Genomic DNA, 16399 nt, shown 5'->3' on the forward strand with positions numbered 1-16399 from the left:
TCAGCGTTAAAAGCATTGGAAGGTGATACCAGCGATATCGGCGTACCGTCTATTGAAAAATTGGTTGAAACTTTGGATTCATATATTCCAGAACCTGTTCGTAACATTGATAAATCATTCCTGTTACCAATCGAAGACGTATTCTCAATTTCAGGACGTGGAACAGTTGTTACTGGACGTGTTGAGAGTGGAATTATTAAAGTTGGTGAAGAAGTTGAGATTGTTGGTATTCATGATACTCAGAAAACAATCTGCACCGGTGTTGAAATGTTCCGTAAACTTCTTGATGAAGGACGTGCCGGTGATAACGTGGGTGTGTTATTGCGTGGAACCAAGCGTGATGAAGTTGAGCGTGGACAAGTATTAGCTAAACCAGGTACAATCAAGCCGCACACCAAGTTTGAAGCTGAAGTATACGTATTGTCTAAAGAAGAAGGTGGTCGTCATACACCATTTTTCAATGGATACCGTCCTCAGTTCTATTTCAGAACGACTGACGTAACAGGTACTTGTGATCTTCCATCTGGAATTGAAATGGTTATGCCAGGAGATAACGTTCAACTCGTTATTAACTTGCATGCACCTATTGCGATGACAGAAGGTTTACGTTTCGCAATTCGGGAAGGTGGCCGTACTGTAGGTGCTGGTGTTGTTGCGAAAATTATTGAATAAAAGTGTAAAAGTGTGTTGGCATGAATACAATTGTTCATGCCAATAAAATTTAGGCCAGTAGCTCAATTGGCAGAGTGGCGGTCTCCAAAACCGCAGGTTGGGGGTTCGATTCCCTCCTGGCCTGCCAACTACCAAGTAAATATGAAAAGTTCAAACGAAAATCAAAGTAAGTTTAAAGATATACTATCTTGGTTGGCTGTAGTATTAATAACTGCAGGCGCTTTCTTTTGTACCTATTATTACACTTTTTCAGGTCCAATTCAGTCTATGGTTTGGCTAGGTTGGTTATTGACGACCTTGTTCCTTGGTTATTTGACCACTACTGGTAAACGAGTTTTTGTTTTCGCTCAGGAAGCAAAAATCGAATTGCTAAAGGTAGTATGGCCAACGCGTCAAGAAACTGTACAAACAACAATTATTGTAATGGTTATGGTTACGTTAACTGGATTCATACTCTGGGGAGTTGATTCATTAATGATGTGGGCTATAGCTAAAATAACACATTTAGGGTGAATATGGTGGACGAACACAAAGTAAAGCAGTGGTACGTTGTGCATGCCTATTCAGGATATGAAAATTTTGTTATGCGAGAAATCACATCGCGGGCAATACACCATAATCTACAAGATAAGATTGGTGAAGTCGTAGTACCCTCTGAAGAAGTAGTAGAAATGCGCTCAGGACAGAAGCGTAAGAGCACACGTAAATTTTTTCCGGGTTATGTTTTGGTTCATATGGTGATGGATGATCAAACTTGGCATATGGTACGTGCTATTCCAAGAGTTTTGGGTTTTATTGGCGGTACCAGTCAAACACCTACCCCAATATCTGATAAAGAAGCCCGTGCTATTATGCAACGTGTTGAAGACGGTGTGACAAAACCAAGACCCAAGATTCTATTTGAACCAGGTGAAGTTATTCGTGTTAAAGAAGGTCCATTTGTTGATTTCAATGGTGTTGTCGAAGAAGTGAATTATGAGAAAAATAGGCTAAGAGTAGCCGTATTGATTTTTGGGCGTTCTACTCCTGTAGAACTTGAATTCAGTCAAGTAGAAAAAACATAGACAAATAAGACAGATCTACACGAATCGTACACCTGTACAAACGATGCAGTAAAAATAGTTAAGTGTTTTAAAAACCGGGGAGCTAGAAAGTCATAGATGGAACATTATCTATAAAATTTAGCGCATGACCCATAAGGAGTAAACATGGCAAAAAAAGTAGAAGCATATATAAAGTTACAGATTCCTGCCGGTAAAGCAAACCCAAGTCCACCAGTTGGTCCTGCATTAGGACAACGCGGTGTTAATATTATGGAATTCTGTAAAGCCTTCAATGCTGCAACTCAGCAAATGGAACAAGGCTTACCCACACCTGTGGTTATAACCGTATATAGTGATCGTAGTTTCACATTTGTTACTAAAACACCTCCAGCTTCTGTGTTATTAAAAAAAGCAGCAGGTATTCAAAGTGGCAGTGGTACACCAAATACTAAAAAAGTAGCTAAGCTACACGTCAGTAAACTTGAAGAGATTGCTCGAATTAAGCAACCTGACCTGACCGCAGCTGATTTAGACGCTGCAGTTAGAAGCATTGCAGGAACTGCACGTAGCATGGGTATTGACGTTGAAGGTTTGGAATAAGGGGTTACCATGTCAAAGTTATCTAAAAAGCAAAAAAAGATTGTTGAAGTAGTAAAAGCCAATCATTCATACTCTGTTACAGAAGCGGTAGCTTTATTGAAGCAGTTTGCTTCTACTAAGTTTCGTGAAAGTCTGGATATCAGCGTGAATCTTGGTGTAGATCCACGTAAATCAGATCAAGTTGTAAGATCATCTACCAATTTACCTAAAGGTACTGGTAAGACCGTACGTGTTGCTGTGTTTGCACAAGGTGATAATGCTGCTAAAGCAAAATCTGCTGGTGCTGATATTGTAGGATTTGAAGATCTGGCTGAACAGATTAAAGCGGGCTCAATGGATTTCGATGTTGTTATCGCTACTCCAGACGCTATGCGAATAGTTGGTCAATTAGGTCAAATTCTTGGTCCAAGAGGTTTAATGCCTAACCCTAAAGTTGGCACTGTAACTACAAACGTTGAAGCTGCTGTTAATGATGCTAAATCAGGTCAGGTTCGATACCGTACTGATAAAAACGGTATTATTCATTGTTCCGTTGGTAAAGCTGATTTTGCTGCTGAAGATGTCTTGGAAAATATAGTGGCTTTGATAAGTGATCTGAAAAAAGCCAAACCAGCTTCATCTAAAGGACAGTATTTGAAGAAAGTTTCACTATCTACTACAATGGGACCTGGATTAACTATTGATATTTCATCAATACCTGTGTAACATTACATCCCATTTTTAAGAATTCACGGCATAGATTTGGTTCCATGCCGTCGAAGACCGCAGGTGCAATAGCTTAATTTCCTGCGCAGACGGTGAACCGGCTCCTTATAAAGAGACGGCCACCATAACTGTCAAATCCTTGGATTTGTACATATTAGGAGGTCAGTAACGTGACATTAAATTTAGCTGCAAAAAAAGCCGTTGTTGAAGAAGTGACTGCAGTCGCATCTAAGGCTATTTCGGCAGTAGTTGCTGATTATCGAGGTTTAACTGTTAATCAAATGACGCATTTACGTAGTGAAGCACGTAAATCCGGTGTTTATCTTCGAGTTGTGCGTAACACGCTAACAAGAAGAGCTTTTAAAGACACTGAATTTGAATGCTTAAACGACCTGCTTGTAGGTCCGTTATTCATTGCAATGTCACTGGAAGCCCCAAGTGATGCTGCAAGGCTACTTAAAGAGTTTTCAAAGACATTTGACAAACTTGAGATTAAAGCTCTGTCAGTTGGTGGTAAAGTATACAGCGCAAATCAAATTGATGCTGTTGCAAGTCTGCCTACACGAGATGAGGCTATAGCCAAGTTGATGTATGTCATGAAAGCGCCAATTGAGAAATTTGTCCGTACTCTTGCTGAACCACACGCCAAACTGGTGAGAACGCTGGCAGCAGTTAAGGATCAAAAAGCAGGATAACCCCGCTTAATCATTAATTTATTTTTAAACTAGGAGCTAGTAATGGCTGTGTCAAAAAATGATATTTTAGAAACAATTTCCAACATGTCAGTTATGGAAGTTGTCGAGTTAATCGAAGCAATGGAAGAGAAGTTTAACGTTTCTGCTGCTGCCGCTGCTGTAGCTGTTGCTGCACCTGCTGCTGCCGCTGCTGCTGCTGAAGAGCAAACAGAATTTACTGTTGTTATGTCAAGCTTCGGAGCTAACAAAGTAGGCGTAATTAAAGTAATCCGCGGATTAACAGGTCTTGGTTTGAAAGAAGCTAAAGATCTGGTAGAAGGTGCTCCTTCAACTGTTAAAGAAGGTGTATCTAAAGACGAAGCTGCAGCAATCAAGAAAGAGCTTGAAGAAGCTGGTGCTACAGTTGAAGTTAAATAATTAAGATATAAATGTAATTTAGGAACCCAGCCATGTTTACATGGCTGGGTTTACGTGTTTGAAGTCATTAATAATTTACAGAGGAATCACCATGGCCGTTGCAGAAGCTAAACCTCAATATTCACATGCTGAGAAGAAACGATTTCGCAAAAGCTTTGGTAAGCAGACCGATAAAATGGCAATACCAAATCTGCTTGAAATCCAATTAAAATCCTATAGAGATTTTCTCCAAGCTGATAGTAAATTGAGTGAGCATCTTAATACTGGTTTACATGCTGCATTCTCTTCTGTTTTTCCAATAGAAAGCTTTTCAGGTAATGCACGTCTGGAATATGTAGGTTATAAATTAGGCGAACCTGCATTTGATGTAAGAGAATGTAAATTAAGAGGTTTAACTTATTCAGCGCCATTAAGGGTCAAAATAAGACTTGTTGTTCTTGATAAAGATGCAAGCGATGATCCAAAACCAGTTAAAGATATTAGAGAACAAGATGTATTTATGGGTGAAATACCCCTGATGACTGACGTAGGTACCTTTGTTGTCAATGGTACTGAACGAGTTGTCGTATCACAGTTACATCGATCGCCCGGTGTTATATTTGAACATGATAAAGGAAAAACACATTCATCAGGAAAGTTGCTCTATTCAGCAAGAATCATTCCTTACCGTGGATCATGGCTGGATTTTGAATTTGATCCAAAAGATTGTGTCTATGTTCGAATCGATAGACGTCGAAAATTGCCAGTCAGCATTTTATTAAGAGCACTGGGCTATGAGGCAGAAGATATTCTTGGTGAATTCTTTGAAATAACAAGTTGTCACCTTAAAAATGGTGAATACCATATTGATTTAATCCCTCAAAGATTGAGAGGTGAGATTGCATCGTTTGACATATTAGTTCCAGAAACAGGCGAATTAATAGTAGAGCAAGGAAGAAGAATAACTGCACGTCATATTAAGCAAATGGAAAAACATAACATGCAAGATTTGATAGTACCTAGAGACTATTTAATCGGTAAAACTCTTGCAAAAAATGTAATCGATACCTCTACAGGTGAGTTTATTGCACAAGCCAATGATGAATTGACCGAAGAATTGCTGGATACAATGGCAAACAACGGTATTTTACACATTGACATGATTTATACTAACGATCTGGATCACGGTTCTTATATTTCGGACACTCTGAAAATTGATCCAACATCATCACAGCTTGAAGCTTTAGTTGAAATATACCGGATGATGCGTCCTGGAGAGCCACCCACTAAAGAAGCTGCTGAAGCATTATTTAAAAATCTGTTCTTTGTCGATGATAGATATGATCTTTCTGCTGTTGGTCGCATGAAATTTAATCGACGAGTTGGTAGAAAGAATGATGATGGTCCAGGAACACTGACTAAAGAAGATATTATGGCTGTTATCAAAACACTTATTGATATCCGAAATGGTATTGGAATGGTTGATGATATCGATCATCTAGGAAATCGAAGAGTACGAAGTGTTGGCGAGATGGCTGAAAATCAATTCAGAGTTGGTTTGGTGCGCGTTGAACGAGCAGTCAAAGAACGTTTGAGCCTTGTAGAATCTGAAAATCTGATGCCACAAGACCTAATCAATGCCAAGCCAGTATCTGCAGCAGTAAAAGAGTTTTTTGGATCCAGCCAATTATCGCAGTTTATGGATCAGGTAAATCCTCTATCAGGAGTTACTCATAAACGACGTGTTTCTGCACTAGGCCCAGGTGGATTGACCAGAGAGCGAGCTGGTTTTGAAGTACGTGACGTACATACCACTCACTACGGACGGGTTTGTCCTATTGAAACTCCTGAAGGTCCGAATATTGGATTAATTAATTCCTTGTCTGTGTATGCTAGAACCAATGACTATGGTTTTATTGAAACTCCGTGCCGTAAAGTAATTAACGGACGTGTTACCGATGAAATCGAATACTTATCAGCAATTGAAGAAGTTGATCAGTATATCGCTCAATCAAGCGTTGCTCTTGATGAGCAAGGTAATATTCTTGCCGATTTGGTCCCTTGCAGACATCAAAATGAATTTTCTCTGACTACACCAGATAAAATTAATTACATGGATGTGTCACCCAAGCAAATTGTATCAGTTGCAGCATCATTAATTCCTTTCCTGGAGCATGACGATGCGAACCGAGCATTGATGGGTTCGAACATGCAACGCCAGGCTGTACCTACACTTCGTTCAGAAAAACCACTTGTTGGTACTGGAATGGAGCGTATTGTTGCGTCTGACTCTGGAGTTTCAGTAGTTGCTAAACGAGGGGGAATCATCGATTTGGTTGATGCCTCACGTATCGTTGTGCGAGTCAATGATGATGAAACTACAGCAGGTGAAACAGGCGTCGATATTTATAATTTGACGAAATATTTCCGCTCAAACCAGGATACATGTATTAATCAGCGTCCTATTGTGTCTACAGGTGACATCATTCAACGTGGTGATGTTCTTGCAGATGGTCCGTGTACCGATATGGGTGAGCTGGCGTTAGGACAAAATCTGTTGGTAGCATTTATGCCATGGAATGGATACAACTTCGAGGATTCGATCCTTATTTCAGAACGAATTGTTCAGGAAGACAGATTCACTACTATACATATCGAAGAATTAACCTGTATTGCTCGGGATACCAAACTAGGTACAGAAGAAATCACAGCAGACATTCCTAATGTTGGTGAATCGGCTTTGTCAAATCTGGACGAATCAGGTGTTGTCTATATTGGTGCTGAAGTAAATGCAGGTGATATTTTAGTAGGAAAAGTGACGCCTAAAGGCGAAACTCAGCTAACACCTGAAGAAAAGTTGCTGCGCGCTATTTTCGGCGAAAAAGCATCTGATGTTAAGGATTCATCTCTACGTGTACCTTCAGGTATGAATGGTACGGTTATTGATGTTCAAGTATTTACTCGTGATGGTCTTGATAAAGATGCGAGAGCTAAGAGTATTGAAGAAGAACACTTGGCCAGGGTTCGTAAGGACTTAATTGACGAACGTCGTATTCGTGAAGAAGATATATATCACCGTGTGTCTAATCTATTATTGGATAAAGAGGCAACTGGTGGTCCTGGTAATCTCAGACCGGGTTCCAAGATTTCACAAGAATACCTGGATAATTTAACTAGAGAAAAATGGTTTGACATACGTCTCGAGAATGATTCAATCAGTCAACAGTTAGAACAATTGTCAAAACAATTAGAACTGCTATCTAAAGAAATGGAAAAGCGCTTTAATGACAGTCGTAAGAAGATCATTCAAGGTGACGATCTAGCTCCTGGCGTTTTAAAAATTGTTAAAGTTTATTTAGCAGTTAAAAGAAGAATTCAGCCTGGTGATAAGATGGCAGGTCGGCATGGAAATAAAGGGGTAATCTCGATTGTCGTTCCAATTGAAGATATGCCGCATATGGAAGACGGGACAGCAGTAGATATAGTTCTTAATCCATTGGGCGTACCATCACGTATGAATATTGGACAGGTATTGGAAACGCATCTAGGACTCGCAGCAAAAGGTTTAGGCCACAAAATTGCTGAGTTGCTGGACAGCAAGAAATCCGCTGCTGAAATTAAATCGTTCTTGCTCCAAATATACAATCATGACGGTGTTCAACGCGTTAATCTTGATTGTCTCAACGAAGAAGAACTCTTTAGACTGGCGGATAATTTGCGAGCTGGTGTCCCAATGGCAACGCCAGTATTTGATGGCGCTTCTGAAGCAGAAATCAAAAGTATGCTTCAATTGGCCGGTTTATCTCCAGATGGTAAAACAACCTTGATAGATGGCAGAACCGGAAGTAAATTTGATAATCCAGTTACTGTAGGATACATGTACATGCTGAAATTAAATCACTTGGTTGATGACAAGATGCATGCACGGTCTACCGGATCATATAGTCTCGTAACACAACAGCCTCTGGGTGGTAAAGCACAGTTTGGGGGACAGCGTTTTGGGGAAATGGAAGTCTGGGCATTAGAAGCCTATGGTGCTGCGTATACATTACAGGAAATGTTGACTGTGAAATCAGATGACGTTGGAGGTAGGACAAAGATCTACAAAAATATAGTCGATGGAGACCATCGTATGGACCCAGGAATGCCTGAATCATTCAATGTATTATTGAAAGAAATCAGAGCGCTGGGAATTGATATCGAATTAGATCACGATTAACTGTTCAGCGATACATACTGACTAACCAATTTTTGGAGGCATAGACTTGGCTACTCTAAGCAACGACCCAATGAGAAAAGCACCTGTAATGAGCGATTTACTTGGCATTCTCAAACAACAAGGGCAAAGTGAAGAATTCGATGCAATTAAAATTGCATTGGCTTCACCCGAATTAATTCGTTCATGGTCCTATGGTGAAGTAAAAAAACCTGAAACGATTAACTATCGAACATTTAAACCAGAACGAGATGGCTTGTTCTGTGCTAAAACTTTCGGTCCGGTAAAAGATTATGAATGTTTATGTGGTAAATATAAACGTTTGAAGCATCGTGGTGTTATTTGCGAAAAATGTGGCGTGGAACTGGCTCTTGCTAAAGTCAGACGTGAACGTATGGGGCATATTGAGCTTGCTAGTCCGGTTGCTCATATATGGTTCCTTAAATCCCTGCCTTCTCGAATCGGTTTATTGCTTGATATGACATTGAGAGATATTGAACGCGTTCTCTATTTCGAAGCCTTCGTAGTTGTTGACCCTGGCATGACTGAGTTAGAGCGTGGTCAATTGCTTAATGATGAAGTTTATCTTGATGCAATGGAACAATACGGTGACGAGTTTGATGCCCGTATGGGAGCGGAAGCTATTCGTGATCTGCTACGCCAAATTGATTTGGAAGAAGAAATTAAAAATTTACGTGAAGAGTTACCTACAACTAACTCCGAAACCAAGATCAAAAAAATTACCAAGCGACTGAAGTTACTTGAGGCATTCTATGAATCAGGAAATAAACCTGAATGGATGATCATGGATGTATTGCCAGTGCTGCCACCTGATCTGAGACCTTTGGTTCCTTTGGATGGTGGACGATTTGCTACATCTGACTTAAACGACCTATATCGACGTGTTATTAACAGAAATAACCGATTAAAGCGTCTGCTGGATCTTAATGCTCCAGATATTATTGTTCGAAATGAAAAGAGAATGTTACAAGAATCTGTCGATGCATTATTAGATAACGGCAGAAGAGGACGTGCGATAACAGGAACGAACAAGAGACCACTGAAATCCTTGGCCGATATGATTAAAGGTAAGCAAGGTCGATTTAGACAGAATCTTCTGGGTAAGCGAGTAGATTACTCAGGTCGTTCAGTTATTGTAGTGGGACCTACACTCAAATTACATCAGTGTGGTTTGCCTAAAAAAATGGCCTTAGAATTATTTAAGCCTTTTATTTTCTCAAAACTTGAATTTAGAGGTTTAGCAACCACAATTAAAGCTGCCAAGAAAATGGTTGAGCGTGAAGAATCAGTGGTATGGGATATTCTTGATGATGTAATTAGAGAGCATCCTATCTTATTGAACAGAGCGCCTACACTTCATAGGCTTGGTATTCAAGCTTTTGAACCGGTTCTAATTGAAGGTAAAGCGATACAGCTACATCCATTGGTTTGTACAGCCTATAACGCTGACTTCGATGGAGACCAGATGGCGGTACATGTGCCCTTAACACTTGAGGCACAATTAGAAGCTCGATCCTTGATGATGTCTACCAATAACATCTTATCCCCAGCGAGTGGTGAACCAATTATTGTTCCTAGTCAGGACGTTGTACTTGGACTGTATTATTTAACTCGTGAAAAAGTAAACGCGTTGGGTGAAGGAAAAATTTACGTCAGTGCCCAGGAAGCTCAGAATTTTTATGAATCAGGACATCTGGATATTCATGCCAAAATTAAAATTCGTATGCCAAAAGAGGAAGAGGGTTCAACTGGCTTTAATCTTGTAGAAACGACTGTAGGACGTGCCATTCTTGCGGAAATTCTTCCCAAAGGAATGCCATTCGCACAGATTAACCGTACCATGACCAAAAAAGTTATTTCTAAAGTTATTGACAGCTGCTATAGAAATTTTGGCTTGAAAGAAACTGTTATTTTTGCAGATCAGTTGATGTATACCGGATTCAAATACGCCACTCGATCAGGTATTTCTATTGGTATTGAAGACATGGAAATACCAGAAGACAAAGCTAACATCATTGAGCATGCCGATAATGAAGTACGAGAGATTGAATCTCAGTTCCGTTCTGGTCTGGTAACAAATGGTGAGCGATATAACAAAGTAATTGATATATGGTCACGTACCAATGAACTGGTAGCTAAGTCAATGATGAGTAAAATCGCTACTGAAGAAGTCGTTGATGCCAAAGGTGACACAGTAAGACAAGAATCATTTAACCCAATTTTCATGATGGCTGATTCTGGAGCGCGGGGTTCTGCGGCTCAGATTAGACAGTTAGCGGGTATGAGGGGATTGATGGCTGCGCCAGACGGTTCTATTATTGAAACCCCAATTACAGCAAACTTTAGAGAAGGATTGAACGTATTCCAATACTTTATTTCTACTCACGGAGCAAGAAAGGGATTGGCGGATACTGCCTTGAAAACTGCGAACTCAGGTTATCTGACTCGTCGTTTGGTCGATGTTGCCCAGGATGTGGTCATTACTGAAGATGATTGTGGCGTAGATACCGGTATTCTGATGCAACCACTGATTGAGGGTGGAGACATCGTTGAGCCGCTGCATGAGCGAGTATTAGGTCGTGTTGTTGCTGCGGATGTATACATACCTAATCAAAGTGAGCCGGTTGTAAAAGCAGGCACACTTCTTGATGAAGATTGGGTTGAACGCCTCGAAAAACAAGGCGTTGATCAAATTATGGTAAGATCACCTATCACCTGTCAAACTCGTTTTGGCTTGTGTGCAAAATGTTATGGCCGTGATTTGGCACGAGGCCATTTGGTTAATACCGGTGAAGCAGTAGGTATTATAGCCGCTCAGTCAATCGGAGAGCCTGGTACACAGTTAACCATGCGTACGTTCCATATTGGAGGAGCAGCATCCAGAGCGACTGCAGCAAACAACATACAGATCAAAACAAAAGGTTTAATTCGTTTACACAATATCAAAACTGTAACTCACGAGAACAAGAATCTTGTTGCGGTTTCTCGATCTGGTGAAGTAACGATTGTGGATGAATTCGGCCGTGAAAGAGAGCGATACAAATTACCTTATGGTGCTGTTATTTCTGTGCAGGATAATTCTCCTGTTGAGGCTGGGCAAGTAATTGCTACCTGGGATCCTCATACTCACCCTGTTATTTCTGAAGTAGCTGGAAACCTTAAGTTTGTTGACTTGATTGATGGTATAACCATGAACAGACAAACTGACGAACTGACCGGTTTAAGTAATATCGTAATTATCGATGCTAAACAAAGGAGTGCCGCAGGACGTGATTTAAGGCCTATGGTGAAGCTGGTAACAAGTGAGGGTGAAGATATATTCCTTGCAGGAACAAACGTCCCTGCGCAGTATTATTTGCCTGTTGATGCGATTGTTAACTTTGAAGATGGTGGTCATGTTGGTATCGGGGATGTGATTGCGCGTATTCCTCAAGAGCGGTCCAAGACTCGAGATATCACAGGGGGTCTGCCGCGTGTTGCTGACTTGTTTGAAGCACGTAAACCGAAAGACTCAGCAGTAATGGCTGAGGTTTCAGGTCTGGTTAATTTTGGTAAGGAAACTAAAGGTAAAAGAAGGCTGATCATTAACGTCTCTGAAGATCAATGTCATGAAGAGTTGATACCCAAATGGCGTCATATTTCAGTATTCGAAGGGGAACATGTTGAGCGCGGTGAATTAATTGCTGAAGGTGCCTTAAATCCCCATGACATTTTGCGTTTACTTGGTGTTGGTGCATTAGCAAATTACATTGTGAATGAAGTACAGGATGTATACCGTTTACAAGGTGTAAAAATCAATGACAAACATATTGAAACCATTGTAAGACAAATGTTACGCAAACGAGTGATTACTTTTGCTGGAGATTCTAAATTCCTGGTAGGAGAGCAAATAGAAGAAAGTGTCATGCTGCAAGAAAATGACAGACTTATTGCTGAAGGTAAGCAAGTTGCCCGTGGTACACCTATTTTGTTAGGTATAACCAAAGCTTCTTTGGCAACAGAGTCCTTTATCTCTGCTGCATCGTTCCAGGAAACAACAAGAGTTCTAACTGAAGCTGCTGTAAGTGGTAAAATTGATGATTTACGTGGCTTAAAAGAAAACGTGATGGTCGGTCGCCTGATTCCAGCTGGAACAGGTTATACTTATCATCAAAGCCGAAAGGCAAAAAGAGCAAGGGCTGCAGCAGGTGGTGAACATGCAACACATACTGTTACTGCAAGTGATGTTGAGCACGCGTTGAGTGAAGCATTGAACGCGGATAATCATGATCATTAGTCTGGATTCAAAATCGGCAGATTTAAACTTGACAAATCTGCCGGACCTATATAGAATCCGGCCTCCTTATGCATTCGAAATATTCACAAGAGAAAGATCGGAGTTAAGTACAAATGGCTACTATTAATCAGTTAGTAAGAAAGCCTCGTGTGGACGTAAAGAAGAAAAGTAACGTACCTGCACTAGAGTCATGTCCACAAAGACGCGGAGTATGTACACGCGTTTATACTACTACACCTAAAAAACCGAACTCAGCTATGCGTAAGGTTGCTCGTGTACGTTTAACCAATGGATTTGAAGTATCATCATATATTGGTGGTGAAGGCCATAACTTACAGGAACACTCTGTTGTTCTAATCAGAGGCGGTCGTGTTAAAGACTTGCCTGGTGTGCGTTATCACACTGTTAGAGGTAGTTTAGATACATCAGGAGTTAACGATCGGAAACAAGGTCGTTCTAAGTATGGTACAAAAAAACCAAAAGATAAAAAATAACTGATTGTAGGAAATTGAGATGCCAAGAAGACGAGAAGTACCCAAACGTGAAATTTTGCCAGATCCAAAACATCATAGCGAACTGTTAGCGAAATTTATTAACGTATTAATGGTCAGCGGAAAAAAATCAACTGCTGAGAAAATAATATACGGTGCATTGACTGTACTTGATGAACGCGTAAAGAAAACTAAAAAATCTGACGAAGAAAGCGGAGAAACTGGTTCAACCGGTAATGCTGGTTCAGTACTTCGATATTTTGAAGATGCTTTAGACAATGTACGCCCCAGCGTTGAAGTAAGATCACGACGTGTTGGTGGAGCTACCTATCAGGTGCCTGTAGAAGTAAGACACGATCGTAGTATCGCTCTGGGCATGCGTTGGATTGTCCAAGCTGCACGTTCACGCGGTGAAAAAGGCATGATGCTTCGCCTTGCTGGTGAATTGATGGATGCTTACGAAAGTAAAGGCTCTGCAGTGAAAAAACGTGAAGACACACATAAAATGGCAAAAGCTAACCAGGCGTTTGCTCATTTTAGATGGAACTAAGAGAGAGGTAGGCCGTGTCAACTCCATTGAGACTGTATCGAAACATAGGCATAGCTGCACATGTTGATGCTGGAAAAACCACTACTACTGAGCGTGTACTCTATTATACGGGTATGTCTCATAAGATTGGTGAAGTACACGACGGTGCTGCCACTATGGACTGGATGGTTCAGGAGCAAGAGCGCGGCATTACTATTACCTCCGCAGCAACTACATGCTACTGGTCGGGTATGGACAAGCAATTTGAGGCTCATCGCATCAATATTATCGATACCCCTGGTCACGTAGATTTCATGATTGAGGTTGAGCGCTCATTGCGTGTTTTAGATGGCGCAATAGTCGTATTTGATTCCGTTTCTGGTGTCGAACCGCAATCTGAGACCGTATGGCGACAGGCTAACAAATACGGTGTACCCAGAATCGTTTTTGTTAATAAAATGGACCGAATTGGTGCGAACTTTCTCCGGGTAGTAGCTCAAATAAAACAAAGACTAGGCTCAAATCCAGTTGTGGTACAATTACCTATTGGGGCTGAAGAGCACTTCAAGGGTGTTGTAGACATCATTAAAATGAAGGCTATTCATTGGGATGAAGATAACAAAGGAATGACATTCAAGTACATGGATATTCCTGCTGAGCTTAAATCTGATTGTGAAGAATATCGCGCATTAATCATAGAAACTGCTGCCGAAGCATCTGAAGAACTGATGAACAAGTATCTGGAAGGTGAAGAGTTCACTGAGGCAGAAATTAAAGCTGCTTTACGCCATCTTACTGTGACCAATAAAATTGTTCCTGTTTTTTGTGGTTCTGCATTTAAAAACAAGGGAGTACAAGCTGTCCTTGATGGTGTAGTCGAATATTTACCTTCACCAACCGATATACCTGACATACAAGGTACAGACGAAAACGGTAATGAAACGCATCGTGAAACAAGTTATGATGCCCCATTTTCAGCACTGGCATTTAAAATTGCCACTGATCCGTTTGTAGGAACTCTTACTTATTTCAGAGCATATTCTGGAGTATTAAAGTGTGGTGACACTGTATACAACTCCGTAAAAGGAAAAAAAGAACGTATTGGCCGGCTTCTGCAAATGCATGCTAATTCTCGAGAAGAGATTAAAGAAGTCAGAGCAGGAGATATAGCTGCAGCAGTTGGACTTAAAACAGTCATGACAGGTGACACATTATGCGATCAGGATCATGTTGTAATCCTTGAACGTATGGACTTTCCAGATCCTGTTATAGCAGTTGCTGTGGAGCCAAGAACAAAAGCAGATCAGGAGAAGATGGGCATCGCGCTTGGCAAGTTAGCTCAAGAAGATCCATCGTTCAGAGTACACACTGATGAAGAGTCTGGTCAGACAATTATTGAAGGAATGGGCGAGCTCCATCTTGAAATTATTGTTGACCGAATGAAAAGAGAGTTCAATGTTGAAGCGAATGTTGGTAAACCACAAGTTGCCTATCGTGAGACATTGCGACAATCTGTGGAGCAAGAAGGTAAATTTGTAAGACAATCTGGCGGACGAGGACAATACGGTCATGTCTGGTTGAAAATTGAACCACAAGAACCTGGACAAGGTTATGAATTTGTTAACGCTATTGTTGGTGGTGTCATTCCTAAAGAATATATTCCAGCTGTTGATAAAGGGGTTCAAGAACAATTACAAAATGGTGTTATTGCTGGATATCCAGTAGTAGATGTAAAAGTAACTCTATTTGATGGTTCATTCCATGAGGTAGATTCTAGTGAAATGGCGTTCAAAATAGCTGGATCTCAGTGCTTCAAGCAAGGTGCTTTAAGAGCCAAGCCAGTTTTGCTTGAGCCAATTATGGCTGTAGAAGTTGTTACTCCTGAAGACTATATGGGCGATGTTATGGGTGACCTGAACAGACGTCGTGGATTGGTACAAGGTATGGAAGACTCTCCAGCGGGTAAAATTGTTAGGGCAGAAGTTCCACTTGCAGAGATGTTTGGTTATTCAACCGATTTACGTTCTGCTACTCAAGGAAGAGCAACGTATACGATGGAATTTTCTAAGTATGCTGAAGCACCAAATAACATTGCTGAAGCAATTATCAAGAAACAATAAAAAGTTAATGAGGTTATTGAAATGGCGAAGGAAAAATTTGAGCGTAAGAAGCCGCACGTAAACGTGGGGACGATTGGTCACGTAGACCATGGTAAAACAACGTTGACAGCTGCGATTACAACAATCATGGCGAAGAAGTATGGCGGTACTGCAAAAGCGTACGATCAGATTGATGCTGCGCCTGAAGAAAGAGAGCGTGGAATTACCATTTCTACAGCACACGTAGAATATGAATCAGCTAACCGTCACTACGCGCACGTTGACTGCCCAGGACATGCTGACTACGTTAAGAACATGATCACCGGAGCTGCCCAGATGGATGGAGCAATCCTGGTTGTATCCGCAGCAGATGGCCCTATGCCACAAACCAGAGAACACATACTGTTATCTCGTCAGGTTGGTGTTCCTTATATTGTTGTATACATGAACAAAGCGGACATGGTTGACGATGCTGAGCTGCTAGAGCTGGTTGAGATGGAAGTTCGTGATCTGTTAAGCAGTTACGAGTTCCCTGGCGATGATATTCCAATTGTTGTTGGTTCAGCGTTAAAAGCATTGGAAGGTGATACCAGCGATATCGGCGTACCGTCTATTGAAAAATTGGTTGAAACTTTGGATTCATATATTCCAGAACC

General features: G+C 40.9%; 13 protein-coding genes and 1 tRNA gene. All 14 read left to right on the plus strand.

Annotated features, from left to right (window positions below; genetic code table 11):
* Positions 1–672, plus strand: a 672-nt coding sequence (locus tag G543_RS0109830; protein WP_028384369.1) for an EF-Tu C-terminal domain-related protein, incomplete at its 5' end; no start/stop codon positions are given.
* A gap of 51 nt (positions 673–723) precedes the next feature.
* Positions 724–799, plus strand: a tRNA-Trp gene (locus tag G543_RS0109835).
* A gap of 14 nt (positions 800–813) precedes the next feature.
* Positions 814–1185: a preprotein translocase subunit SecE gene (gene secE / locus G543_RS0109840; RefSeq protein WP_028384370.1), complete on the plus strand. Its 372-nt coding sequence runs from the start codon at positions 814–816 to the stop codon at positions 1183–1185.
* A 2-nt stretch (positions 1186–1187) separates the two neighbouring features.
* Complete coding sequence (gene nusG, locus G543_RS0109845) at positions 1188–1736, plus strand: transcription termination/antitermination protein NusG (RefSeq protein ID WP_028384371.1); 549 nt, start codon at positions 1188–1190, stop codon at positions 1734–1736.
* A 144-nt stretch (positions 1737–1880) separates the two neighbouring features.
* Complete coding sequence (gene rplK / locus G543_RS0109850; RefSeq protein WP_028384372.1) at positions 1881–2315, plus strand: 50S ribosomal protein L11; 435 nt, start codon at positions 1881–1883, stop codon at positions 2313–2315.
* Between the two features lie 9 nt (positions 2316–2324).
* Positions 2325–3020 (plus strand): 50S ribosomal protein L1, encoded by a 696-nt coding sequence (gene rplA / locus G543_RS0109855; protein ID WP_028384373.1) that lies wholly within the window; start codon positions 2325–2327, stop codon positions 3018–3020.
* 170 nt (positions 3021–3190) lie between these two features.
* Positions 3191–3715 (plus strand): 50S ribosomal protein L10, encoded by a 525-nt coding sequence (gene rplJ, locus G543_RS0109860; protein WP_028384374.1) that lies wholly within the window; start codon positions 3191–3193, stop codon positions 3713–3715.
* Between the two features lie 42 nt (positions 3716–3757).
* Complete coding sequence (gene rplL, locus G543_RS0109865) at positions 3758–4132, plus strand: 50S ribosomal protein L7/L12 (RefSeq protein ID WP_028384375.1); 375 nt, start codon at positions 3758–3760, stop codon at positions 4130–4132.
* Positions 4133–4223: 91 nt separating this feature from the next.
* The gene (rpoB, locus tag G543_RS0109870; protein ID WP_028384376.1) at positions 4224–8330 is read left to right on the plus strand and encodes a DNA-directed RNA polymerase subunit beta; all 4107 of its coding nucleotides are present in this window, start codon (positions 4224–4226) and stop codon (positions 8328–8330) included.
* An 88-nt stretch (positions 8331–8418) separates the two neighbouring features.
* Positions 8419–12624 (plus strand): DNA-directed RNA polymerase subunit beta', encoded by a 4206-nt coding sequence (gene rpoC / locus G543_RS0109875; RefSeq protein WP_035921972.1) that lies wholly within the window; start codon positions 8419–8421, stop codon positions 12622–12624.
* 113 nt (positions 12625–12737) lie between these two features.
* The gene (gene rpsL / locus G543_RS0109880) at positions 12738–13118 is read left to right on the plus strand and encodes a 30S ribosomal protein S12 (RefSeq protein ID WP_010654837.1); all 381 of its coding nucleotides are present in this window, start codon (positions 12738–12740) and stop codon (positions 13116–13118) included.
* Positions 13119–13137: 19 nt separating this feature from the next.
* Complete coding sequence (gene rpsG / locus G543_RS0109885) at positions 13138–13665, plus strand: 30S ribosomal protein S7 (RefSeq protein WP_028384378.1); 528 nt, start codon at positions 13138–13140, stop codon at positions 13663–13665.
* Between the two features lie 14 nt (positions 13666–13679).
* Positions 13680–15764, plus strand: coding sequence for an elongation factor G (gene fusA / locus G543_RS0109890; RefSeq protein ID WP_028384379.1), 2085 nt, complete (start codon positions 13680–13682; stop codon positions 15762–15764).
* A 21-nt stretch (positions 15765–15785) separates the two neighbouring features.
* Positions 15786–16399: GTP-binding protein (locus tag G543_RS0109895; protein WP_028384380.1), on the plus strand; the 614-nt coding region annotated here is incomplete at its 3' end.

The organism is Legionella moravica DSM 19234, assembly GCF_000423305.1.
Taxonomy (GTDB): Bacteria; Pseudomonadota; Gammaproteobacteria; order Legionellales; family Legionellaceae; genus Legionella; species Legionella moravica.